Below are 20,148 nucleotides of genomic sequence, written 5' to 3' on the forward strand. Positions count from 1 at the left end.
CGCGACAATCGTGCCCCCGCAACCTGGCCCCGGAAGCAGCGCGCCCGTGATCCTTCGCCACGCCTTCATCCCCGTCGACAACAACCGCCTTTCCCATCTGTGCGGCAGCATGGATGCCCACCTGAGAGAAATCGAATCCGCGATGGATGTCTCGATCTCGCGGCGCAATGAATCCTTTCGCATCGAAGGCGCCAAGTTGCAGGCCGAACGCGCGGTGGCGCTGCTGCAATCGCTGTATGACCAGGCAAAGACGCCGCTCGAGCCGGAATCGTTCCAGCTGGCGTTGGTCCAGGCCGTCGCCGACCCGGCATCGCTGAGCCGGCGTGCCGCCGCGGGGAGCGACAACACACCGGCGGAGCCGAGCCTGCGCACCCGGCGTGCCGATGTGGTCGGCCGCACGCCGAACCAGCAGCTTTATCTCGGCAACATCCTCAGCCACGACATCAGCTTCGGCATCGGACCGGCCGGCACCGGCAAGACCTTTCTGGCAGTCGCCTGCGCCGTCGATGCGCTCGAGCGCAGCACCGTGCAACGCATCATCCTGACCCGGCCGGCGGTCGAAGCCGGCGAGCGGCTCGGTTTCCTGCCCGGCGATCTGGCGCAGAAGGTCGACCCCTACCTGCGTCCGCTGTACGACGCCTTGTACGACCTGATGGGGCTCGACAAGGTGACCCGCGCGTTCGAGAAAGGTCTGATCGAGGTTGCGCCGCTGGCCTTCATGCGCGGGCGCACGCTGAACCATGCCTTCGTGATCCTCGACGAGGCGCAGAATACGACGCCGGAGCAGATGAAGATGTTCCTGACCCGGATCGGTTTCGGCAGCAAATGTGTCGTCACCGGCGACGTCAGCCAGATCGACCTGCCGCGTGGTGAACGCAGCGGCCTGATCGAGGCCGAACGCATCCTGCGCCGCGTCTCGGGCATTGCGACGACCCGCTTCACCGCGGTCGACGTGGTGCGCCACCCGCTGGTGGCCCGCATCGTCGAGGCCTATGACGCGGCGCGGTCCGACGGTGAATGAGCGGGCGCATGCCGAAGCCGCCGTTGACGCTGTCGCTGCAGTTCGCGCGTGACGACACCGTGCGCGCACACCGGGCGGCCTTGCCGCGGGGCCGGGTCGTGAGTTGCCTGCGCGCGGCCCTCGAGCGGCCGGGCGAGATCACGGTCAGGATCGTCGGCGAGGCCGAGGGGCTGGCGCTGAACCGCGACTACCGCAGCCAGGACCATGCAACCAATGTGCTGACCTTCGATTACAGCCATCAGCCGCTGGTGGTTGCCGATCTGGTGCTGTGTGCGCCGGTCGTCGAGCGCGAGGCGGCCGCGCAGGGGATTGCACTGGCCGACCACTATGCGCACCTGCTGGTCCATGGCGCGCTGCATGCGCAAGGCTTCGACCACCTCGACGACGCGCAGGCGCAGCTGATGGAGGCACGCGAAAGCGAGATCCTGGCCGGTCTCGGCGTCGCCGACCCTTACCGCGCCGGCTGATCGTCGGGCGGCCGGCGCGGCGCCCACAGCACCGATACGATCGCAATGCCGATCAGCGCCAGCGCCGCGCCGTCCTGCCAATGCAGCGACTCGTTCAGAAACCAGGCGCCGGAGGCGGTGCCGAGCACCGGGATCAGCATCACGCTGAGCGTCGACGCGGCCGGCGGCAGGTCGCGCGCGAGCAGCAGCCAGGCCGGCTGCGCCATGCCGAAGATCAGCACCGCGTTGTAGGCGACGGCGGCCCACACCGCCGGCGGCAACGGCGTCCACGCCTGCCGCTCGAAGGTCCAGGCCAGGCTGGCCATCACGATGGTCGTCAGCACGCTCATCCACCAGACCAGCACCAGCGTTGGTGCGGCAATCCGGGTGCGGCGCAGCAACTGGGTGCCGAACGCCCAGACCGCGGCCGCGCCGAGCATGCCGGCGACGCCAGCCGGGCTGCCGGTCAGGCGGTCGATCTCGTGCCACAGCAGCAAGGCGACGCCGAACGCCGCGGCGCCGACACCCACGCCTTGCCGGCCACTGAGGCGCTGGCTGAACCAGAGCATGCCCCAGACCGCAGAGAAGATCGGCATCGTATAGCCGAGGATGGCCGCCCGGCCCGACGACAGCGACTGGATCGCGAGGATTGCCAGCGTGTGCCAGACGACCATGTTGGTGAAGGTCAGCAGGCCGAGTTCGCGCCAATCGGCGCGCGCCACGCGCAGCGGCATCTTCATCCACAGGCAGATCGCGAGCAGCATCGGCAAACCGAGCGCCATCGACAGCGCACGGAAGGACAGCGGTGGGTAGCCGCTGACGCCAAGCTTCAGCACCGGCCAGTTCAGCCCCCAGAATACCGTCACGAAGACCAGCAACAGCAGTTGGCGCCGGGTGAACTGCGCGCCGCTCACGGCGTGCTTCCGATGTAGCGCTTGCGCCAGAAGAAGATGCTCAGCGCAACCCCGGTGACGACCAGCAGGCCGATCACGACCCAGACGCCGGTCGTGCTGTGGATCAGCGGCAGGCGGTCGAAATTCATGCCGAAAAAACCGGTGACGAGATTCAGCGGCAGAAAGATCGCGGTCAGCACGGTCAACGTGCGCATGATGTTGTTGGTGCGATGGCTTTGCGCCGAAAAATGCATCTGCACCGCGGTCTCGGCCGATGTCTCGAGCCGCCGGACATGGCTGAGCACGCGTTCGATGTGCTCGAGCACGTCGCGCGAGCGCACCTGCAGCAGTTCATGTTCGCGGCGCGCCGCTTCGGTCAGGTTGCTCGACCATTCGTCGAGCGAATCGATCCATTCGACGATTGCCGCGCGCTGGTCCTCGCAGTGGTCCTCGAGCAGGTGCAGCGTGTTGCGCAGATCGAGCAGCATCCGCCAGTTGCCAAAGCGGCTGCGCGGCTGCAACAGCTGCTGCTGGAGTTCGCCGAGGTCCTTCGCGAGCTCGCGCCGCAAGTCAAGGTAGCCGTCGACGATGTGGTTGGTCATCCGCAGCATCAGGTCGGCCGCGCTCGGCGGCAGACGGGCGGAGTTGCGGTGGTCCGGCACCTGGCTTTGCTGGGACAGCCGCTGCACGAATGCCTGCAGCAGCTGCCCGTCGGCGGGGTGGACACTGAGCAGCAGTCGGTCGAACAAGACGAATCCGACCGGGCTGGTCTCGATCGACGAGCCTGGATTGGGGGCCGGCTGTGGAATGTCGGCTGAGCCGGTGCCGAGGCGGCGAAATACCAGCAGGTCGTACAGGCTGGTCGAGTCGTAATTCGACGGCAGCTGGTTGTTCAGCAGGTCCGATACATGCAGATCGACCAGTTCACCGCCGGTCCAGTTGCGCAGCCTCGCCTGCAGGTCGGCCAGTTCGGCGGCAAACGCAGGGCGCGAACAGGCGACCCACAGATAACCGCTGGCCGGCAGCTGTTCGGGCGCGGTCGCCAGTTCAGCGAAGCCATCACCAGCGACGTGAAAGATCCGCATCGGCGAGCCGTCGACGCCGGCTTCAGGCCCGGCGCAGCAAACCTGCGGCGTCGAGGGCGAAATAGCTGAGCACGCCGTCGGCCCCGGCGCGCTTGAAGGCCAACAGGCTTTCCATCATCACCGCATCGTGATCCAGCCAGCCGTTGCGCGCGGCCGCCTTCAGCATCGCGTATTCGCCGCTGACCTGGTAGGCGAAGGTCGGCACGCGGAATTCGTCCTTGACCCGGCGCACCACGTCGAGGTAAGGCATGCCCGGCTTGACCATCACCATGTCGGCGCCTTCGGCAAGGTCGAGCGCAACCTCGCGCAAGGCCTCGTCGGTATTGCCCGGGTCCATCTGGTAGACCTTCTTGTTGCTTTTGCCGAGGTTGGCCGCCGACCCGACTGCATCGCGGAACGGGCCGTAGAAGGCACTCGCATATTTCGCGCTGTAGGCCATGATCCGGGTGTGGATCAGGCCTTTTGCCTCGAGAGCGTTGCGGATCGCACCGATACGCCCGTCCATCATGTCGCTCGGCGCGACGATGTCGACCCCGGCCTCGGCCTGCACCAGCGCCTGCCGCGTCAATACGTCGACGGTGCTGTCGTTGACGATGTAGCCGCTCGCGTCGAGCAGGCCGTCCTGACCGTGGCTGGTATACGGATCGAGCGCAACGTCGGTCATGACGCCGAGTTCGGGGAAGCGGCGCTTGATTTCGCGCACGACGGTCGGCACCAGGCCGTTGGCATTGCAGGCCTCGTCGCCGTTCTCGTTTTTCAGCGCCGGCTCGATGACCGGGAACAGCGCCATCACCGGGATGCCGAGTTCGACACACTGCTCGGCGATCGGCAGCAGGCGGTCCAGGCTCACGCGTTGCACGCCCGGCATCGACGCGACATCCTGCGCGATGCCATGGCCATCGAGCACGAATACCGGCAGGATCAGGTCCTCGGCATGCAGGCGGTGCTCACGGACCAGGTCACGCGTGAACGGGTCGCGCCGAAGACGGCGCGGACGGCTGGCTGGAAACGGTGGCGGGGTGTACACGTTGCGACGATCCGGAAGGGCTGGCCGGGCGGCTCAGCATCGCCGAAATGATACGGCGCAGCGACCACGGCCGGAGCCGGCAGCAGTGCCCGCCTGTCGCGATAATCGCCCGATGCTCTGGATCAAAGCCCTGCACATCGTTTTCGTCGCCAGCTGGTTTGCCGGCCTGTTTTATCTGCCGCGCATCTTCGTCAATCTGGCGGCGGTGCCGGCCGACAGCCATGCAGAGCGCGAACGGCTGCTGCTGATGGCGCGCCGCCTGCATCGCTTCTCGGGCATCTTGATGCTGGTTGCATTGACCCTTGGCGGCGTGTTGTGGCTCGGTTACGGCATCGGGCTGCGTGGCCCTGGCAACGGCTGGATGCATGCGAAGCTGGTGCTGGTCGTCGCGGCAATCGGTTACCACCACGCCTGCAAGTCGCTGCTGCGCAAATTCGAGAACTCCGCCAACACGCGCAGCGAACGGTGGTTCCGCGTCTTCAACGAGGTATCGGTGCTGCTGTTTGCCGCGACCGTGATCCTGGTGGTGGTCAAGCCGTTCTGATGGAAGCGACGCGACCGCCGGCAGGACCATCGGTCGCGCTGCCCGCGCGCCACCGCAGCTCGGCGATCCCGCTGACGCTGCTGTTCGGCGCGTTGATCGTTTATGCCAGCCTGTATCCATTCACCGGCTGGCATCTGCCGGGCGTGCCGCTGTGGAAGTTTCTGCTGTTGCCGTGGCCGCGCTGGTGGACCTGGTTCGACCTGATCGCCAATCTGCTCGGTTATGTGCCGTTCGGCGCGTTGATGTTCATCGCGCTGGTGCGCAGCGGCTGGCGCACCCGCAGCGCATTCATCACCGCCAGCCTGGCCGGCGCTGCGCTCAGCCTGCTGATGGAGACGCTGCAGAATTTTCTGCCGCAGCGCATTCCGTCGAACGTCGATGCCGCACTGAATCTGGCCGGCACGGCGTTCGGCGCCGGGCTCGGCGCGCTGGCCCACCTGCGTGGCGGCATCGACCGCTGGCAGTCGATCCGCGACCGCTGGTTTGCCCGCCGCAGCGCGAGCGGTCTGGTGCTGTTGCTGACCTGGCCGATTGGCCTGCTTTTTCCGCAGCCGCTGCCGCTCGGCGTCGGCCAGGTGATCCCGCGCGTGCGCGACATGCTGCTCGAAGCGTTGCAGAACAGTTCCGCGGAAGCCTGGGCCGAGCGATGGTTGCAGGCCGACCCGATGGCCCGCCCGTTGCCGCCTGCCGGCGACTTCCTGGTCGTCGTGCTGGGCCTGCTCGGGCCCTGCCTGGTGGCGTTCTCGATTTCGGTGCCGGGCTGGCGCAGGGTGGCCTTGGGCTTCGTCGCGCCGCTCGTCGCGGCGGCGATCACGACCTTGTCGACGGCGCTGAATTTCGCGCCGCAGCATGCCTTTGCCTGGGCAACGCCGCAAACCGTCTGGGCGCTCGGCACCGGCGCCACGCTGGCGCTGCTGCTGGCCTGGCTGCCGTACCGCGCCGCTGCGGCGCTCGGGCTGATCGTGCTGACCCTGATGATCAGCCTGGTCACGCAGGCGCCAGCGGATCCGTATTACGCGAGCAGCCTGCAGGCCTGGGAGCAGGGCCGCTTCATCCGTTTTCACGGTCTCGCGCAATGGGTCGGCTGGTTGTGGCCTTATGCGGCGATGCTGCACCTCGGCGCGGTGCTGACGATGCGCCGCCAGCGTGGTCCGATCGAGCCGGCGGCCGGCGAGGCGGCGTCGGCAGGGCGGTAAGTAGAATCCCGGGGATGAGTTATTACCAGCGGCACATCTTCTTCTGCCTCAATCAGCGGGGCGAGGGTGAAAACGCCTGCAGCGTGCACGGCGCAAAAGCGGCATTCGACCATTGCAAGTCGCGCGTGAAGGCCGAAGGGCTGGCCGGACCGGGCGGCGTGCGGGTCAACAAGGCCGGCTGCCTCGACCGCTGCGCCGGTGGCCCGGTCGCGGTCGTCTATCCGGAAGCCGTGTGGTACACCTTCGTCGACAATGAGGATATCGACGAGATCGTCGACTCGCACCTGAAAAAGGGCCAGCCGGTCGATCGCCTGCTGCTGCCGCCAGACGTAGGACGCTGAATCCGCGGCGTGCGCAAGCCCTGGCCCGTCCCGTCGATCCCTCGGCGACCTCGACATTGTGGCGGGCATCGGAGGCCGGGGACGCTGTCACTGCTGTCCGGTTCGATGCCGCCTCTCCCAACCAATTCTTTCCTCACTGAGTTTCGATGACCCGATTCATTCCGCTGTTCAAGAACTCGATCGCCGCGCTCGGCCTGCTGCTCGGCTTGCACGGAGCTGCCGTGGCCCAGGCGCCGCAGCCGCCGGAAATCGCCGCCAAGCATTACCTGCTGCTCGACCTGACCAGCGAGCAGGTATTGGCGCAACGCGATGCCGATGCGCCGGCGGATCCGGCCTCGCTGACCAAGCTGATGACCGCCTATGTCGTTTTCACCGCACTGCGCGACAAGAAGCTGACGCTGCAGCAGACGCTGCCGGTGTCCAGGCGCGCCTGGGACGAGCGCAAGGAAGGCGGCTCGCTGATGTTCATCGACACCACGATGACGCCGACGGTCGAGCAATTGCTGCACGGCATGATCGTGCAGAGCGGCAACGATGCATCGGTCGCGCTGGCCGAGGGCGTTGGCGGCACCGTCGAGCAGTTTGTCGAGTTGATGAATCGGCAAGCGCAGGCATTCGGGCTGAAAAACACCAGTTTCAAGAACGTCACCGGTCTGACCGAGCCCGGCCACAAGAGCACCGCGCGCGAACTGGCGATGATCGCGACGCGCATCATCCGCGACTTCCCGGAGTTCTATACCTACTACTCGATCAAGGAGTACAAGTACAACAACATATCGCAGCCGAACCGCAACCTGCTGCTGCGCCGCGATCCGAGCGTCGACGGCATGAAAACCGGCTACACCGAAGCCGCGGGTTATTGCCTGATCGCCAGCGCCGAGCGTGAATTCCCGAATCTCGGCATGACCGGCGACGGGCCCGGCAAGCGCCGTCTGCTCAGCGTCGTGCTCAATACGACGTCGATGCAGGCCCGCGCGAACGAAAGCCAGAAGCTGCTGAACTGGGGATTCCAGGCCTTCGATACGGTGCGCCTGTTTGCGAAGGACCAGCCGATGGTTACCGTGCCGGTGTGGAAAGGCCGCGCCAGCCAGGTCGGACTCGGTGCGCCGCAGGCGGTATTCGTGACGGTTGCGAAAGGCGACGGCGCGCGCCTGCAGACCCGCATCGAGCGTGCCGATCCGCTGGTCGCGCCGCTGGCCGCCGGTCAGCAGGTCGGTGTACTGAAAGTTTCCACTGCGGGGGGAACCGCGATTGCCGAAGTGCCTCTGACCGTCCTGGAAGCGGTTCCGCAGGCCGGCTTCTTCGGCCGCGCCTGGGACGCTGTGCGTCTGTGGATCAAGTAAGCTGCGTACGGCTCGACCGTCGCCGATGACCGGAGCATCCATGCAAGCCTTGCCCGATACGCTTTGCCACCTGAATGGCGAGTACCTGCCGCTGAACCAGGCGCGGGTCTCGGTGCTCGATCGCGGATTCATCTTCGGCGACGGCGTCTACGAGGTGGTTCCGGTCTATGGCCGGCGCCTGTTCAGATTCGCCGAACACATGGCCAGGCTCGAGCGCGGACTCGGCAAATTGCGCATCGCGAATCCGCACGATCGTGAGCAATGGTTGCAGATGTGTCGACATCTGGTGGCCGCACTGGCCGAGCAGCAGGGTGTCGAAGACCAGTTGGTCTATATCCAGGTCACGCGCGGCGTGGCGCTGCGAGACCATGTGATGCCGGCCGACGTTGCGCCAACCGTATTCATGATGGTCAACCGGATGTCGCCGCCGACGGCCGAACAGCGGCAGCGCGGCGTGGCCTGCGTGACGGCGCGCGATTTCCGCTGGGAGCGCGGCGACATCAAGAGCATCTCGCTGCTCGGCAATGTGCTCGCGCGCCAGATCAGTGCCGACCGCGGCGCGATCGAGACGATCATGTTCCGCGACGGGCATCTGACAGAAGCGGCGGCATGCAATGTCTGGATGGTCCAGGAGGGTGCGGTGCTCGGTCCGCCGAAAAGCGAGCACCTGCTGGAGGGTATCCGCTACGAGTTGATCCGCGAGTTGTGCGAGGAGGAAGGCATCGGCTTCAACCTGCGCCCGATCGCCGAGGGCGAACTGATCGCGGCCGACGAGATCATGCTCAGTTCGGCGACCAAGGAGATCCTCCCGGTGACGATACTCGACGGCCAGCCGGTCGGGCACGGTGCGATGCGCGGCAAACCCGGGCCGGTTTATGCGCGGCTGCACCAGGCCTATGTCCGGGCGAAGGCCTTGCAGACGATCTGATGCGTGATGGCTGATACGACAGGAAAGGAATCGTTGATCGACTTTCCCAGCGCCTTTCCGATCAAGGTGCTTGGGGCCAATGTCGACGGCTTCGTCAATGCAATGACCGAAGTCGCGCGCCGGTTCGATCCGGATTTTGACGCCGCCAGCATCGAACTGCGGGTCAGCAAGGGCGATCGGTATCTCGGTATCACGCTGACGGTCACCGCGACCAGCCGGCAGCAGCTGGATGACCTCTACCGCGCGTTTTCAACGCACCCGATGGTCAAGGTGGTTCTGTAGCCCAAGCCCTGCGCCGATCGTGAGCAATTGCACCGTGCGGATGCTGGGCCGGGTCGACTACCTGCCGGTTTTCGACGCGATGCGCAGCTTCACCGAGCAGCGCAGCGGCGATACCGCCGACGAGATCTGGGTCTGCGAACACCCGCCGGTCTATACGCAGGGCCTGGCCGGCAAAGCCGAACATCTGCTGTTCAATCCGACCGGCATTCCGGTCGTGCAGACCAACCGCGGCGGGCAGATCACCTACCACGGCCCCGGCCAGGTCGTCGCCTACCCGCTGATCGATCTGCAGCGCCTCGGCATCTACGTGAAGGAATTTGTCTACCGGCTCGAGCATTGCGTGATCAAGACGCTCGAGGATTTCGGTGTCACCGGTCATCGCATGGCCGGTGCGCCAGGCATCTACGTGCGGCTGGCCGATCCTTTCGGCCATGCGCCGCTGGAAGCGGCAGCGCCGAAGGACCGCCTCGGCGTTGCTGCAGCCGACCCATTTTCTGGTGTCGGCAAGATTGCTGCGCTGGGCATCAAGGTGTCGCGACATTGCACCTACCACGGTGTCGCGTTGAACGTCGCGATGGACCTGACGCCTTTTGCCGGCATCAACCCGTGCGGCTACGCCGGGCTGAAAACGGTCGATCTCGTTACACTAGGGGTTTCCGCTGATCAGGAGCAGGTCGCTCGGCGGATGGCACAGTTGCTCGGTTCGCACCTGAGCCCCTGACCCACCACTGCGGCAGTGCGCCGCGCCGACGAACTCCAGATTGCCCGCCATGTCGACCGAAAACGTCACCCGCGACGCCGCGCCCGCCGCCCAGTACGACGCCACCGCGAAACAGAAGTCACAGGCGAAGACCGCGCGCATTCCGATCAAGGTGGTCGCCGCCGAGACTCTGAAGAAGCCGGACTGGATCCGCGTCAAGGCCGGCTCGCCGACGACCCGGTTCTATGAGATCAAGCAGATCCTGCGCGAGCACAAGCTGCATACGGTCTGCGAAGAGGCTTCGTGCCCGAATATCGGCGAATGTTTCGGCAAGGGCACCGCCACTTTCATGATCATGGGCGACAAGTGCACCCGGCGCTGCCCGTTCTGCGATGTCGGCCATGGGCGCCCCGATCCGCTCGATGTCGACGAGCCGCTCAATCTCGCCAAGACGATTGCCGCGCTGAAGCTGAACTATGTCGTGATCACCAGCGTCGACCGCGACGATCTGCGCGACGGCGGGGCCGGCCATTTTGTCGAATGCATCCGCCAGGTCAGGGCCCTGAGCCCGCGCACGCAGATCGAGATCCTGACGCCGGACTTTCGCGGCCGCATGGACCGCGCGCTGGAGATCCTGAAGGCCGCGCCGCCGGACGTGATGAACCACAACCTCGAGACCGCCCCCCGGCTGTACAAGGAAGCGCGGCCAGGATCGGACTACCAGTACAGCCTGAATCTGCTGAAGCGGTTCAAGGAATTTGCGCCGCACGTGCCGACCAAAAGCGGCGTGATGGTCGGCCTCGGCGAGACCGACGAGGAAATCCTGCAGGTGATGCGCGACATGCGTGCGCATCAGATCGACATGCTGACGATCGGCCAGTACCTCGCGCCGAGCGGCCATCATCTACCGGTGCGCCGTTATGTCCATCCGGATACGTTCCGGATGTTCGAGCGTGAAGCGGCGGCAATGGGTTTTTCGCACGCCGCGGTCGGTGCAATGGTGCGCAGCAGCTACCACGCCGACGAGCAGGCACACGCGGCCGCGCTGGCATCGGCAGGAGCACCGGCCGGCGCCTGACGGTCGATCCGGTCCGCCGCGACAGCGGCCGAATGGGCCCGGTTTGGCCGATTCCGCTTTCGAAAATAAGATGGTTCGTACTTCCTTGAAGGAGCGAAGCCATGTTGCGCAGAAAATTCACCGGCCTGTTTTCGATCGTCGGGTGGCTGCTTGCCAGTGCACTGCTGGTTTTCCCTGCACATGCACAGTTCACTGAAACCGACGCCGCCAGCGGCATTCGCACGGCGCTCGAGCGAGGTTCCGAGATCGCCGTCTCGTCACTCGGACGAACCGATGGTTTTCTCGGCAATCCGAAAGTCCGCATCCCGCTGCCCGATTTTCTCGAAAGCGCCGCCAAGCTGCTGAAGTTCACCGGCGGCAGCCAGCAGGTCGATGAACTGGTCGTTGCAATGAACCGTGCGGCCGAAGCGGCGGTTCCGGAAGCCAGGGCGCTGCTGCTCAATGCGGTGCGTTCGATGAGCGTCGACGACGGCAAACGCATCCTGACCGGCGGCGATGGTTCGGTGACCCGATTTTTTGCCGACAAGACGCGCGAGCCGTTGACCGAACGATTCCTGCCGATCGTGAGCCGGCAGACCGAACGCCTGGCCTTGGCCGAGAAATACAACGCCGTCGCCGGCAAGGCGGCGGGTTTCGGGCTGATGGACAAGCGGGAAGCGAATATCCAGCACTACGTCACCGCCAAGGCGCTCGACGGCCTCTATCTGATGATTGCCGAGGAGGAGCGCAGGATCCGCAGCGATCCGGTCGGAACCGGCAGTGCGATTCTCAAGCAGGTGTTCGGCGGCTTGCGTTAGCCAGGCTGTCGGCCGAGCGCTGCGACAGTTCGAACATCAGTACCGACGGCAGCGCGGTCTCGAGCGCGGAACGCCGGACCCGTGCCAGCCGCTGCGGATTGTCATCCGACATTTCGAACGGCTTGCCTTCTTCGGTGATCGTGATGTAGGCGAGCTGCGCCGATTCCTCGCGCAGCTCGCTGCGCAGCTGCGCCAGGCGAAAGCCGTCGAGCGCTTGTTCGACGATCAGCGCATCGGGCAGTCTGCTGCGGCAGACGTCTCGTGCTTCGTCGACCGACGAAGCGAAGTCGCTCAGCACACCAAGGTGGGCAATCGCATGGCTGACCTGCAGTCGCAGTGCGCGCCTGGTTGCGACGATCAGCACCGCGCTGCCGGCGAGCGGCATCGAATCGGGATCCGCGACCGGCAACGGTTCATCGTCGCGATTGCCGAAAACCGGCAGATCGGGCTGTGCATTGCGGGGAAATTCCATCGCCAGCGTCACCGTGCGGCCATCGATGCCCCGGCGGACCGCGAGGTCGAGCGTCGCGGCGATCTGTTCGATCAATCGCCACGTCAGCGAGTCGAACGGCGTTGCGGCGGTATCGCTCAGCCAGTCGGGGACATCGAAGCGGCAATGCAGGCTGACCTGGCCCGGCCACCGCCTGATATCGATAGCGAACTGCAGGGCTTCGGCGGCATGCCGGAACAGCCAGTCGAACAGGCTGCCGAGCAGGCTGTGCAACAAGGTCGCGTCGACCAGTACTTCAGCCGGCCGCAGTGGCGCACCGTCCGGGTCGGGCAAGGCAAGCCCGTGCGCAATGGCCTCGCGCGCACGGTATCGCAGCATGTCGCGCAGCATCGTGTCGAGTTGCACCCGTTCGTGCGACACGCGAACCCGCCGCGTTGCGAACCGTGACAGCTGCTGCGCGGTGATGCCGACCCGCCGCGCCTCGTCGAGTGCATCGCGCAGCTTCAGCAGCCGCGCCTTGTCGACGCGCCCACCGGTAACCAGCGACTGGATGTGCTCGAGCGCATCGGTCAGCGGTTCGGCGATGCCGATGCCGACCGCGCCGACCAGTTCGAACCATTGGTCGGGCTGCGCTCCGCCAGCCAGCGGACCGCCCGGCGCTGCGGGGTGTTGTGTCATCGTCGGGTAAACGGCGTCGGCGGCAGCCGATCGGGCGGGCCGCCGCAGGCTCGTGAGCGCGAACCAATCGCGCGCCGAGCCCGCTGCCGGTCGATCGGCATCAGACCACTCCGGCCTTGCGCAGCAGGCTGCGCTGCTCGGCATCGATGCCGAACTCGGCCAGGATCTCGTCACTGTGTTCGCCAAGCAGTGGCGGCGGCCGGCGGTAGCTGACCGGCGTTGCCGACATCTTCAGCGGGCTCGCCACCAGCTTCAGGCTGCCTGCCAGCGGATGCGGCATTTCGACCGCCATCCCGCGCGCCTGCACATGGGGATCGGCAAAGGCCTCGGCCAGATCGTTGATCGGGCCGCAAGGAACCTTTGCAGCTTCGAGCGCGGCGAGCCAGTCGGCCTTGCTGCGTTCCTTCATCACGCGTGCCAGCATCGGGACCAGCACATCGCGCGATCGCACCCGTTCGGAGTTGCGCACGAAACGCGGGTCGGCAGCCAGTTCGGGAACCCCGGCGACGGCGCAAAATTTCGCGAACTGGCTGTCGTTGCCGACCGCGAGGATCAGGTAGCCGTCGGCCACCTCGAAGACCTGGTACGGAACGATATTCTGGTGCGCATTGCCGGCCCGTCTAGGCGCGACACCGGTCACGAGGTAATTGGCGCCAAGGTTGGCGAGCATTGCGATCTGCGCATCGAGCAATGCCATGTCGATCACCTGCCCCTCGCCGGTCTGGTCGCGATGGCGCAGCGCGGCGAGGATTGCGACCGTCGAATACATGCCGGTGAACAAATCCGCCACCGCGACGCCGACCTTTTGCGGGCCTCCTCCTGGGAGGTCGTCGCGTTCACCGGTGATGCTCATCAAGCCGCCCATCGCCTGGATCGCATAGTCGTAACCGGCGCGCTCGCGATAAGGGCCGGTCTGGCCGAAGCCGGTGATCGAGCAATAGATCAGCTTCGGATTGATCGCCAGCAGCCGCTCGGCATCGAGCCCGTAGCGCGCCATGTCGCCGACCTTGTAGTTCTCGACGAAGATGTCGCAGCCGGCAACCAGCTGTCGGACCAGGTCTTGCCCGCGCTCGGTGCCGATGTCGATCGTCAGCGAGCGCTTGTTGCGGTTGGTTCCGAGGTAGTAGGCGGCCTCATGGGTGTCTGCGCCATCGCTGTCCTTCAGGAACGGCGGGCCCCAGCCGCGGGTGTCGTCGCCACCACGATGCCGTTCGCTTGGTGGTCGCTCGACCTTGATCACGTCGGCTCCGAGATCGCCGAGGATCTGGGTCGACCAGGGGCCGGCCAGCACGCGCGACAAGTCCAGCACCCGCACACCCTTCAGTGCTTGCGGACCGTTTGCAGTCATCGGGGACTCCTGAGGGAAAGGGCTGTCATTGTGCGACAGCGCCGATAATGCGCCGATGAGGCGATGGGCATGCTTGAAGTTGATGGTCTTCGCCGGCATCAGCAGCGGCTGCTCGCCGACGTTCGACTGGCGGGAAGCACGGCCTGCCGACCGCATGGTGGCGCTTTTTCCGTGCCGGCCTCAGTCGGCCGTCCGGACGGTGGTGCTGGCCAGCCAGCGCGTCGAGATGAAGATGATGTCCTGCGAGGCCGGGGGCGCCGCCTTTGCGGTCAGCCGCATCGATGTCGACGATCCTGAGCGCATCGAGCCGCTGCTGCAGGCGATGCGCAGCGCACTTGTCGCCAACCTGGCCGCGAATACACCGGCAGAAGCAGACCGCGGCGGGCCGCGCGTGGGTGTGACGGCGAGCAGCGGCCGATGGGGCGGGCAGCACCTGGATGTGCTTGGTCGCGGCCCGCAAGGCCAGCCGATCCACGCTCAAGGCGAATTTTTCAGCCACCAGGGATCGGTCTACCAGGCCAGCGTGGTCGGGCGCAAGCTCGATCCGGACGCCACGGACTTCTTTTTTGCGTCGCTGCAACTGCGCTGAGATTCTGTGTGGTGCCATCGACACAATGCAGTTGCAGCCGCCACATTGCCGTGACACTGTTGCAATTGGTCACGGCGTACCGGTCGCAATGCGTCGGCCTGCCGCCTCGGCGCCGCGTTGAGCGGCTATGGCCTTGGCGTTGCAGGTCCGTCGGGATGCGGGATGAACCGATGGCGCGATGATGGGTCCAAATGAATAGGTCGTTCCTTTTCGCTCATTCGAGCGTGTTTCCGACCGAGAATCCGAATTGATGCCTGGTCTGCTGATCATTGCCCACGCCCCGCTCGCGAGCGCGCTTCGCGAAGTGGCTCAACACACCTTCCCCGAGTGCGCTCGGCGCCTGCAGGCGTTCGACGTCACCCCGGACATGAGTCCCGAAATGATCGAGTCGTCGGCCGGCGTGCTGCTCGCTGCCGTCGCCGATCCCGACGCGTTGATACTCACCGACGTCGTCGGCGCGACTCCCGCCAATGTCGCGGTGCGCCTTGCCGGCCGGGAAACCAACAACTCGGCCTGCCAGGTCAAGGTGATCGCCGGTGTCAATGTGCCGATGTTGTGGCGCGCCCTCGGCCATGCCGACGATTCGATCGACAGGCTGGTCGACTGTGCTGGATCGGGCGCAAGCGAGGGTGTTCGCGTGCTGACGAGCACGCGACCGCAGAATCAGGCGCAGAAAACCGGGTCACATGATCAAGACGCCAGTCAACATCAGCAATAAGCTCGGGCTGCACGCCCGCGCATCGGCAAAGCTCAGCAAGCTCGCGGGCAGCTTCAAGAGCGAAGTGTTTCTCGCCCGGGATGGTCGGCGGGTCAATGCAAAAAGCATCATGGGCGTGATGATGCTGGCCGCCGGCATGGGCAGCGAACTCGAGCTCGAGGTCGACGGCAGCGACGAAGAGTCCGCCGCAGAGGCCATCCTGGCCCTTATCAACGACAAGTTCGGCGAAGGGCAATAAGCGCGGTTCCGCGCTGGTGCCGTGCAGGCTGGCGCTGCTAGCATTGCGCATGAGCATCCAGGTCTTCGGTCTGCCAATTTCTCGGGGCGTCGCGATCGGTCGCGCGGTGCTGGTGGCATCGAGCCGGCTCGACGTTGCGCACTATTTTGTCGATCCGTCCGAGGTTCGCACCGAAATCGAGCGGTTGCGCGCCGCCCGGGATTCGGTCGCCGAAGAATTCATGGCGCTGAAGCGCGACATGCCGACCGATGCGCCGCAGGAGTTGTCCGCACTGCTCGATGTGCACCTGATGCTGCTGCATGACGACACCTTGACCTCCGCGACCAAGCAGTGGATCGTCGAGCGGCACTACAACGCGGAGTGGGCTCTGTCGGCACAACTCGAGGTGCTGGCTCGCCAGTTCGACGACATGGAGGACGAGTACCTGCGCGAGCGCAAGGCCGACCTCGAGCAGGTCGTCGAACAGATCCTGCGCAAGATGGTGCGTGATCCATCACACGACGGGACGGCGGCCGGGCTCGAGCGGGTGCTGCCGCCGGACCGGGATTTCGGCGGCGAGGATGCGCTGGTCGTCGTCGCCAACGACATCGCGCCGTCGGACATGCTGCAGTTCAAGCGCAGCGTCTTTGCCGGCTTTGTCACCGACGTCGGCGGCAGGACATCGCACACTGCGATCGTTGCCCGCAGCCTGGACATACCTGCGGTCGTCGGCGCACGCGACGCCAGCCGGACGATCCGCCAGGACGACTGGTTGATCATCGACGGCGACATGGGTGTCGTGATCGTCAATCCGTCGCCGATCGTGCTCGAGGAATACAGGTTCCGCCAGCGGCAGAGCGAGCTGGAGCGGATCCGGCTGTCGCGGCTGCGGCATACGCCTGCAGTGACGCTGGATGGCGAGCGGGTCGAATTGCACGGCAATATCGAACTGCCCTCCGACGCCGAGCAGGCGTTCGAAGCCGGCGCGGTCGGCATCGGGCTGTTCCGCACCGAGTTCCTGTTCATGAACCGCAATGGCGACCTGCCGGGCGAGGACGAGCAGTTTGAGGCCTATGTGAAGGCGGTCGAGGCGATGCACGGCATGCCGGTGACGATCCGCACGGTCGATATCGGCGCCGACAAGCCGCTCGACCGGATGAGCGTCAGCGAATTGAGACACGAACATGCGCTGAACCCGGCGCTCGGACTGCGCGCGATCCGTTGGTGCCTGACCGAGCCGGTGATGTTTCGCCAGCAGATCCGCGCGATTCTTCGCACGAGCACGCGCGGCAAGGTCCGGATGCTGGTGCCGATGGTTGCGCAGCTGCGCGAGATCCGCCAGACCTTTGAGGCAATCGAACGTGCAAAAGCCCAGTTGAGGGAAGCCGGCATCCCCTTCAACCGCGTCGAAGTCGGCGCAATGATCGAAGTGCCTGCCGCGGTGATGATCCTGCCGACGATCCTGCGCCATTTCGATTTCGTCTCGGTCGGCACCAACGACCTGATCCAGTACACGCTGGCAATTGACCGCGCTGACGAATCTGTCGCCCATTTCTTCGACGCCTGGCACCCGGCCGTTCTCGGCATGCTGGCCACGACGATCAATGCCTGCAACGCGGCCGGCCGTGGCGTGTCGGTTTGCGGGGAGATGGCCGGCGACCCCGCATTCACCGAGCTGCTGCTCGGCATGGGGCTGCGCAGCTTTTCGATGCATCCGGCGCGGATTCCTGCCGTCAAGCAGCGCATCCTGCGAGCCGATACCCGCAAGCTGGTGCCCCGCGCCGCAGCGGTGCTCGCCCACGAGGAGCCCGAACTCGAGATGCGGCGTTTGCAGGCGGGTTGATCCAACTTTTTAAGGCCACTTGCGCACGGCTCAAAAAACGTGCTACAGTCGCTGTCTTCGCTGCAAACGAATGAATGCAGCGAGACGGAAGCCAAGGCGATAAGCGAGGCAACCGGGTCGGCAAAAAGAAGTTTGAAAAAATTTCGATTTGCTTGACAGGCAGAGAGAAAAGGTGATACAGTCCCATCTCTTTGCTGCTGACGAAAAATCAGCAAACACCGCAAGGTGCAGCTCTTTAAAAACTAACAGCCGATAAGCGTGGGCGTGGAGAGTGAGGGTGATTTGGTGTCGAAAGATGCCGAGTCCCTTGGACTTTAAACGCTCACTGAAGAGAAGACCATGCTTGAGAAATCATGCGTGGGTTCTACTTCAATTCTTTGAGTAATTTTTATATCAAGATCGAACTGAAGAGTTTGATCCTGGCTCAGATTGAACGCTGGCGGCATGCCTTACACATGCAAGTCGAACGGTAACGCGGGAGCAATCCTGGCGACGAGTGGCGAACGGGTGAGTAATATATCGGAACGTGCCCAGTAGTGGGGGATAGCCCGGCGAAAGCCGGATTAATACCGCATACGACCTGAGGGTGAAAGCGGGGGACTCGCAAGGGCCTCGCGCTATTGGAGCGGCCGATATCAGATTAGCTTGTTGGTGGGGTAAAAGCCTACCAAGGCCGCGATCTGTAGCTGGTCTGAGAGGACGACCAGCCACACTGGAACTGAGACACGGTCCAGACTCCTACGGGAGGCAGCAGTGGGGAATTTTGGACAATGGGCGCAAGCCTGATCCAGCCATGCCGCGTGCGGGAAGAAGGCCTTCGGGTTGTAAACCGCTTTTGTCAGGGAAGAAACGGCTTTCTCTAATAAAGAGAGCTAATGACGGTACCTGAAGAATAAGCACCGGCTAACTACGTGCCAGCAGCCGCGGTAATACGTAGGGTGCGAGCGTTAATCGGAATTACTGGGCGTAAAGCGTGCGCAGGCGGCTTTGCAAGACAGATGTGAAATCCCCGGGCTCAACCTGGGAACTGCATTTGTGACTGCAAGGCTTGAGTGCGGCAGAGGGGGATGGAATTCCGCGTGTAGCAGTGAAATGCGTAGATATGCGGAGGAACACCGATGGCGAAGGCAATCCCCTGGGCCTGCACTGACGCTCATGCACGAAAGCGTGGGGAGCAAACAGGATTAGATACCCTGGTAGTCCACGCCCTAAACGATGTCAACTGGTTGTTGGGAGGGTTTCTTCTCAGTAACGAAGCTAACGCGTGAAGTTGACCGCCTGGGGAGTACGGCCGCAAGGTTGAAACTCAAAGGAATTGACGGGGACCCGCACAAGCGGTGGATGATGTGGTTTAATTCGATGCAACGCGAAAAACCTTACCTACCCTTGACATGCCAGGAATCCTGAAGAGATTTGGGAGTGCTCGAAAGAGAGCCTGGACACAGGTGCTGCATGGCCGTCGTCAGCTCGTGTCGTGAGATGTTGGGTTAAGTCCCGCAACGAGCGCAACCCTTATCATTAGTTGCTACGCAAGGGCACTCTAATGAGACTGCCGGTGACAAACCGGAGGAAGGTGGGGATGACGTCAGGTCATCATGGCCCTTATGGGTAGGGCTACACACGTCATACAATGGCCGGTACAGAGGGTTGCCAACCCGCGAGGGGGAGCTAATCTCAGAAAACCGGTCGTAGTCCGGATCGCAGTCTGCAACTCGACTGCGTGAAGTCGGAATCGCTAGTAATCGCGGATCAGCTTGCCGCGGTGAATACGTTCCCGGGTCTTGTACACACCGCCCGTCACACCATGGGAGCGGGTTCTGCCAGAAGTGGGTAGCCTAACCGCAAGGAGGGCGCTCACCACGGCAGGGTTCGTGACTGGGGTGAAGTCGTAACAAGGTAGCCGTATCGGAAGGTGCGGCTGGATCACCTCCTTTCTGGAAAATGGCGAGACCGCCCTCGATGAAGAAGCTTGCTTGCAAGTGGAGGCGTCGAACGAGTCGAGCCCAAACAGAAGTCACCTTAATTCTTTGCGCCCACCCTTATCGGCTGGAAGTTGAACACAGTGTGTGAGCGTGAGCCGGCTGAGCACTCACCAGCATGGTGCTGCGGCACTTGGAGCGTGGCTGGGGGCGATGCAGATTCTGCGCGTTCACAGCAGAACGTGAAGGGTCTGTAGCTCAGTTGGTTAGAGCACCGTCTTGATAAGGCGGGGGTCGTTGGTTCGAGCCCAACCAGACCCACCATCTTCGTTCGTGAAGGGGGGATTAGCTCAGCTGGGAGAGCACCTGCTTTGCAAGCAGGGGGTCGTCGGTTCGATCCCGTCATCCTCCACCATTCACATCACACGCATCTTCAGGTTGCTGATGCAAGCAGGCTCCGATTCGCTCGGGGCCATTTGCATCAGCGACTCGCAAGAGTCGGCTGTCGTTCTTTAACAATTCGTAGAGTCTGAATCAGCGTTGCTGACGGAAAGTATTGGGGCGCGAGCCTTGATGCACCGTGCCGTCGGCAACGAAATTTTTGATTGCGTCAACAGATGAATCAACTTCTCGCAAGAGAAGATGAAATGAAGATTCGGCATAACGCGTAATACTCAATAGATAGTCCTTGATGGATGCCTCGA

20 protein-coding genes, 2 tRNA genes and 1 rRNA gene are annotated in these 20,148 nt (G+C 64.1%); 18 read left to right on the plus strand and 5 right to left on the minus strand.

Annotation, left to right across the window (positions count from 1 at the left end; genetic code table 11):
• Window positions 1-46: 46 nt before the first annotated feature.
• On the plus strand, window positions 47-1,021 hold the full coding sequence (locus tag ACNH6H_RS13825; protein ID WP_418318436.1) for a PhoH family protein: 975 nt from the start codon (window positions 47-49) through the stop codon (window positions 1,019-1,021).
• An 8-nt stretch (window positions 1,022-1,029) separates the two neighbouring features.
• Entirely contained in the window at window positions 1,030-1,488 is a 459-nt protein-coding gene (gene ybeY, locus ACNH6H_RS13830) for an rRNA maturation RNase YbeY (RefSeq protein WP_418318438.1), read from the plus strand.
• Here the strand turns inward: ybeY and ACNH6H_RS13835 are convergent.
• From ACNH6H_RS13835 to hemB, 3 genes are read right to left on the minus strand one after another with little or no spacing between them, the layout of a single operon-like run.
• Window positions 1,473-2,381 carry a DMT family transporter gene (locus tag ACNH6H_RS13835; protein ID WP_418318439.1) on the minus strand — a complete coding sequence of 303 codons (909 nt, stop codon included), beginning with the start codon at window positions 2,379-2,381 and terminating at the stop codon, window positions 1,473-1,475. The genes ybeY and ACNH6H_RS13835 overlap by 16 nt on opposite strands.
• A complete protein-coding gene (locus ACNH6H_RS13840) occupies window positions 2,378-3,445 on the minus strand; it encodes a magnesium transporter CorA family protein (protein WP_418318440.1) in 1,068 nt (355 codons plus the stop codon). The genes ACNH6H_RS13835 and ACNH6H_RS13840 overlap by 4 nt, the downstream gene beginning before the upstream one ends.
• Window positions 3,446-3,467: 22 nt before the next feature.
• Complete coding sequence (gene hemB, locus ACNH6H_RS13845; RefSeq protein WP_418318441.1) at window positions 3,468-4,472, minus strand: porphobilinogen synthase; 1,005 nt, start codon at window positions 4,470-4,472, stop codon at window positions 3,468-3,470.
• Window positions 4,473-4,584: 112 nt separating this feature from the next.
• On the opposite strand from hemB, the gene ACNH6H_RS13850 reads away from it, so the two are divergent.
• The 9 genes from ACNH6H_RS13850 (at window position 4,585) to ACNH6H_RS13890 (ending at window position 11,681) form a co-directional block, all read left to right on the plus strand.
• Window positions 4,585-5,016: a CopD family protein gene (locus ACNH6H_RS13850; protein WP_418318443.1), complete on the plus strand. Its 432-nt coding sequence runs from the start codon at window positions 4,585-4,587 to the stop codon at window positions 5,014-5,016.
• Window positions 5,016-6,212, plus strand: a complete 1,197-nt coding sequence (locus ACNH6H_RS13855) for a VanZ family protein (protein ID WP_418318445.1) — start codon at window positions 5,016-5,018, stop codon at window positions 6,210-6,212. Before ACNH6H_RS13850 ends, ACNH6H_RS13855 begins: the two co-directional genes overlap by 1 nt.
• A gap of 14 nt (window positions 6,213-6,226) precedes the next feature.
• Entirely contained in the window at window positions 6,227-6,553 is a 327-nt protein-coding gene (locus tag ACNH6H_RS13860; RefSeq protein WP_418318447.1) for a (2Fe-2S) ferredoxin domain-containing protein, read from the plus strand.
• A 146-nt stretch (window positions 6,554-6,699) separates the two neighbouring features.
• On the plus strand, window positions 6,700-7,896 hold the full coding sequence (locus tag ACNH6H_RS13865; protein ID WP_418318449.1) for a D-alanyl-D-alanine carboxypeptidase family protein: 1,197 nt from the start codon (window positions 6,700-6,702) through the stop codon (window positions 7,894-7,896).
• A 40-nt stretch (window positions 7,897-7,936) separates the two neighbouring features.
• Window positions 7,937-8,824 (plus strand): D-amino acid aminotransferase, encoded by an 888-nt coding sequence (locus ACNH6H_RS13870; protein WP_418318451.1) that lies wholly within the window; start codon window positions 7,937-7,939, stop codon window positions 8,822-8,824.
• Between the two features lie 6 nt (window positions 8,825-8,830).
• A complete protein-coding gene (locus tag ACNH6H_RS13875; RefSeq protein ID WP_418318453.1) occupies window positions 8,831-9,106 on the plus strand; it encodes a YbeD family protein in 276 nt (91 codons plus the stop codon).
• Between the two features lie 19 nt (window positions 9,107-9,125).
• On the plus strand, window positions 9,126-9,827 hold the full coding sequence (gene lipB / locus ACNH6H_RS13880) for a lipoyl(octanoyl) transferase LipB (RefSeq protein ID WP_418318455.1): 702 nt from the start codon (window positions 9,126-9,128) through the stop codon (window positions 9,825-9,827).
• Window positions 9,828-9,876: 49 nt separating this feature from the next.
• Complete coding sequence (gene lipA / locus ACNH6H_RS13885; protein WP_418318457.1) at window positions 9,877-10,884, plus strand: lipoyl synthase; 1,008 nt, start codon at window positions 9,877-9,879, stop codon at window positions 10,882-10,884.
• Between the two features lie 101 nt (window positions 10,885-10,985).
• Window positions 10,986-11,681 (plus strand): DUF4197 domain-containing protein, encoded by a 696-nt coding sequence (locus tag ACNH6H_RS13890; protein WP_418318459.1) that lies wholly within the window; start codon window positions 10,986-10,988, stop codon window positions 11,679-11,681.
• On the opposite strand, the gene ACNH6H_RS13895 is transcribed toward ACNH6H_RS13890, so the two are convergent.
• Window positions 11,653-12,810 carry a hypothetical protein gene (locus ACNH6H_RS13895; protein ID WP_418318461.1) on the minus strand — a complete coding sequence of 386 codons (1,158 nt, stop codon included), beginning with the start codon at window positions 12,808-12,810 and terminating at the stop codon, window positions 11,653-11,655. The genes ACNH6H_RS13890 and ACNH6H_RS13895 overlap by 29 nt on opposite strands.
• A gap of 100 nt (window positions 12,811-12,910) precedes the next feature.
• On the minus strand, window positions 12,911-14,158 hold the full coding sequence (locus ACNH6H_RS13900) for a CaiB/BaiF CoA transferase family protein (RefSeq protein WP_418318463.1): 1,248 nt from the start codon (window positions 14,156-14,158) through the stop codon (window positions 12,911-12,913).
• Between the two features lie 55 nt (window positions 14,159-14,213).
• On the opposite strand from ACNH6H_RS13900, the gene ACNH6H_RS13905 reads away from it, so the two are divergent.
• The 7 genes from ACNH6H_RS13905 (at window position 14,214) to ACNH6H_RS13935 (ending at window position 19,859) form a co-directional block, all read left to right on the plus strand.
• A complete protein-coding gene (locus ACNH6H_RS13905) occupies window positions 14,214-14,747 on the plus strand; it encodes a hypothetical protein (RefSeq protein WP_418318465.1) in 534 nt (177 codons plus the stop codon).
• Between the two features lie 250 nt (window positions 14,748-14,997).
• On the plus strand, window positions 14,998-15,465 hold the full coding sequence (locus ACNH6H_RS13910; protein WP_418318466.1) for a PTS sugar transporter subunit IIA: 468 nt from the start codon (window positions 14,998-15,000) through the stop codon (window positions 15,463-15,465).
• Window positions 15,434-15,703: an HPr family phosphocarrier protein gene (locus ACNH6H_RS13915; protein ID WP_418318468.1), complete on the plus strand. Its 270-nt coding sequence runs from the start codon at window positions 15,434-15,436 to the stop codon at window positions 15,701-15,703. The genes ACNH6H_RS13910 and ACNH6H_RS13915 overlap by 32 nt, the downstream gene beginning before the upstream one ends.
• Before the next feature lie 49 nt (window positions 15,704-15,752).
• Window positions 15,753-17,525, plus strand: coding sequence for a phosphoenolpyruvate--protein phosphotransferase (gene ptsP / locus ACNH6H_RS13920; protein ID WP_418318469.1), 1,773 nt, complete (start codon window positions 15,753-15,755; stop codon window positions 17,523-17,525).
• A gap of 401 nt (window positions 17,526-17,926) precedes the next feature.
• A 16S ribosomal RNA gene (locus ACNH6H_RS13925) occupies window positions 17,927-19,459 on the plus strand.
• Between the two features lie 232 nt (window positions 19,460-19,691).
• Window positions 19,692-19,768: transfer RNA gene (locus ACNH6H_RS13930), tRNA-Ile, on the plus strand.
• A gap of 15 nt (window positions 19,769-19,783) precedes the next feature.
• Window positions 19,784-19,859 (plus strand) — tRNA-Ala (locus ACNH6H_RS13935).
• Window positions 19,860-20,148: the final 289 nt, after the last annotated feature.

The organism is Pseudideonella sakaiensis (assembly GCF_048320135.1).
GTDB lineage: Bacteria > Pseudomonadota > Gammaproteobacteria > Burkholderiales > Burkholderiaceae_C > Ideonella_A > Ideonella_A sakaiensis_A.

Coding starts and splice junctions, on each gene's coding strand:
- ybeY (WP_418318438.1), top strand. CDS start 1,030: ATGCCGAAGCCGCCGTTGACGCTGTCGCTGCAGTTCGCGCGTGACGAC.
- ACNH6H_RS13840 (WP_418318440.1), bottom strand. CDS start 3,445: ATGCGGATCTTTCACGTCGCTGGTGATGGCTTCGCTGAACTGGCGACC.
- ACNH6H_RS13850 (WP_418318443.1), top strand. CDS start 4,585: ATGCTCTGGATCAAAGCCCTGCACATCGTTTTCGTCGCCAGCTGGTTT.
- ACNH6H_RS13855 (WP_418318445.1), top strand. CDS start 5,016: ATGGAAGCGACGCGACCGCCGGCAGGACCATCGGTCGCGCTGCCCGCG.
- ACNH6H_RS13860 (WP_418318447.1), top strand. CDS start 6,227: ATGAGTTATTACCAGCGGCACATCTTCTTCTGCCTCAATCAGCGGGGC.
- ACNH6H_RS13865 (WP_418318449.1), top strand. CDS start 6,700: ATGACCCGATTCATTCCGCTGTTCAAGAACTCGATCGCCGCGCTCGGC.
- ACNH6H_RS13870 (WP_418318451.1), top strand. CDS start 7,937: ATGCAAGCCTTGCCCGATACGCTTTGCCACCTGAATGGCGAGTACCTG.
- ACNH6H_RS13875 (WP_418318453.1), top strand. CDS start 8,831: ATGGCTGATACGACAGGAAAGGAATCGTTGATCGACTTTCCCAGCGCC.
- lipA (WP_418318457.1), top strand. CDS start 9,877: ATGTCGACCGAAAACGTCACCCGCGACGCCGCGCCCGCCGCCCAGTAC.
- ACNH6H_RS13890 (WP_418318459.1), top strand. CDS start 10,986: ATGTTGCGCAGAAAATTCACCGGCCTGTTTTCGATCGTCGGGTGGCTG.
- ACNH6H_RS13895 (WP_418318461.1), bottom strand. CDS start 12,810: ATGACACAACACCCCGCAGCGCCGGGCGGTCCGCTGGCTGGCGGAGCG.
- ACNH6H_RS13900 (WP_418318463.1), bottom strand. CDS start 14,158: ATGACTGCAAACGGTCCGCAAGCACTGAAGGGTGTGCGGGTGCTGGAC.
- ACNH6H_RS13905 (WP_418318465.1), top strand. CDS start 14,214: ATGAGGCGATGGGCATGCTTGAAGTTGATGGTCTTCGCCGGCATCAGC.
- ACNH6H_RS13910 (WP_418318466.1), top strand. CDS start 14,998: ATGCCTGGTCTGCTGATCATTGCCCACGCCCCGCTCGCGAGCGCGCTT.
- ACNH6H_RS13915 (WP_418318468.1), top strand. CDS start 15,434: ATGATCAAGACGCCAGTCAACATCAGCAATAAGCTCGGGCTGCACGCC.
- ptsP (WP_418318469.1), top strand. CDS start 15,753: ATGAGCATCCAGGTCTTCGGTCTGCCAATTTCTCGGGGCGTCGCGATC.